We start from the raw sequence: 1,390 nt of genomic DNA on the forward strand, positions 1-1,390 counted from the left end.
AGAGTGAGGGGGTACCGCCGGGCGGACTATCTACAGGAGGTGGGGTGGACACGCGCCAGTTGAAGTATTTTCTGGCCGTGGTTGACCACGACGGGTTTAACCGCGCCGCAGAACATCTTCTGATCGCCCAGCCCTCCCTATCGCAGACCATCGCCGGACTGGAGAAGGACCTGGGCGTGCCGCTGTTCCACCGCATCGGCCGCCGCGCCGTCCTCAGCGAAGCGGGCAAAGAACTGATCGGCCCCGCCCGGCTGGTGCTGCGGGACCTTGACGCCGCGCAGTCGGCGGTCCAGGCACTGAGCGGTGTGCGCAGCGGCAGACTGGACATCATCACGATGCCGTCCCCCGGCATCGAGCCGTTGACGTCCATGATCGCCGGCTTCACCCGGCTGCATCCCTCGGTCCGGCTGAACGTCGGCGCTGCCTTCACCCCGGAAGAAGTCATCGAATCCGTCCGGAACGGCAGCAACGAAATCGGGCTGGCGGGTTCAGCCACCCAGATAAGGGTTCCGGGCGTCCAGGTGCTGGAGCTGGAGCGGCAGCCGCTGATACTCATCGTCAACCCGCAGGCTGACACCTTCAATTCCGGGACGGCCATACAACGGGAAGACCTCGGCGGCCATAGGCTGATCGCCAGCCAGCGCGGATCCCTGATGCGGTGGCTGGTCGATGACGCGCTGGCGCAGGGGGTCCGCACCGAAATCGTGATTGAGGTCGCGCACCGAACCTCGATCCTGCCGCTGGTGCTCGCAGGGGTCGGCCACGCCGTAATGCCCTCCTCCTGGGCGCCGCTGGCGCACAAATCCGGGCTGCGGACCCTGTTGATTGAGCCGGTCTCGCATCTGGACGTGGCAGTCCTCAGCCGAAAGGAAGACCTCACGCCGGCGGCCCGAGCCTTCCTGAAAGTAGCCGAGCTGCACGTCGCACAAAAACTGACTGGTGATATACCTGGCCCAACCGTTAGGTAAAACCTATCTAGCGGATCGGATCTTGGTCTTGGACGCCCTCTAGGATCAGGCCGTCTACTTGAAGAGGAAGAGCACTGTGACCCTGATTACAGGCTCACAACAAATACTCAACGAGGAGACTGGCATATGAGCGCCACCCAGAAATTCAGCATCGCTTCAATCCCCGCCGACGGTGTGGGCAAGGAAGTTGTTTCCGCCGGACGCCGCGTCCTGGACGCGCTGGCCGAGAACTCCAACGGCAAGTTCGCGTTCGATTGGACCGAGTTCCCCTGGGGCTGCGGCTATTACGCGGAAACCGGCAAAATGATGGCAGACGATGGCCTGGAGACGCTGAAGAACTTTGACGCGATCTACTTCGGCGCCGTTGGCTGGGAGAACGTACCGGACCACATCAGCCTCTGGGGCCTGCGCCTGAACATCAC

The 1,390-nt window shown here is 63.0% G+C and carries 2 protein-coding genes; both read left to right on the forward strand.

From position 1 onward, the window contains the following. The first annotated feature begins 44 nt into the window (after positions 1-44). A complete protein-coding gene (locus QRN53_RS18715) occupies positions 45-968 on the forward strand; it encodes a LysR family transcriptional regulator (RefSeq protein ID WP_285245312.1) in 924 nt (307 codons plus the stop codon). Between the two features lie 126 nt (positions 969-1,094). Continuing rightward, positions 1,095-1,390 (forward strand): isocitrate/isopropylmalate family dehydrogenase (locus QRN53_RS18720; protein ID WP_285245313.1); only part of this gene is annotated, 296 nt, incomplete at its 3' end.

Origin of the sequence: Pseudarthrobacter sp. fls2-241-R2A-127 (genome assembly GCF_030209355.1) — a bacterium.
Classification (GTDB): Bacteria; Actinomycetota; Actinomycetes; order Actinomycetales; family Micrococcaceae; genus Arthrobacter.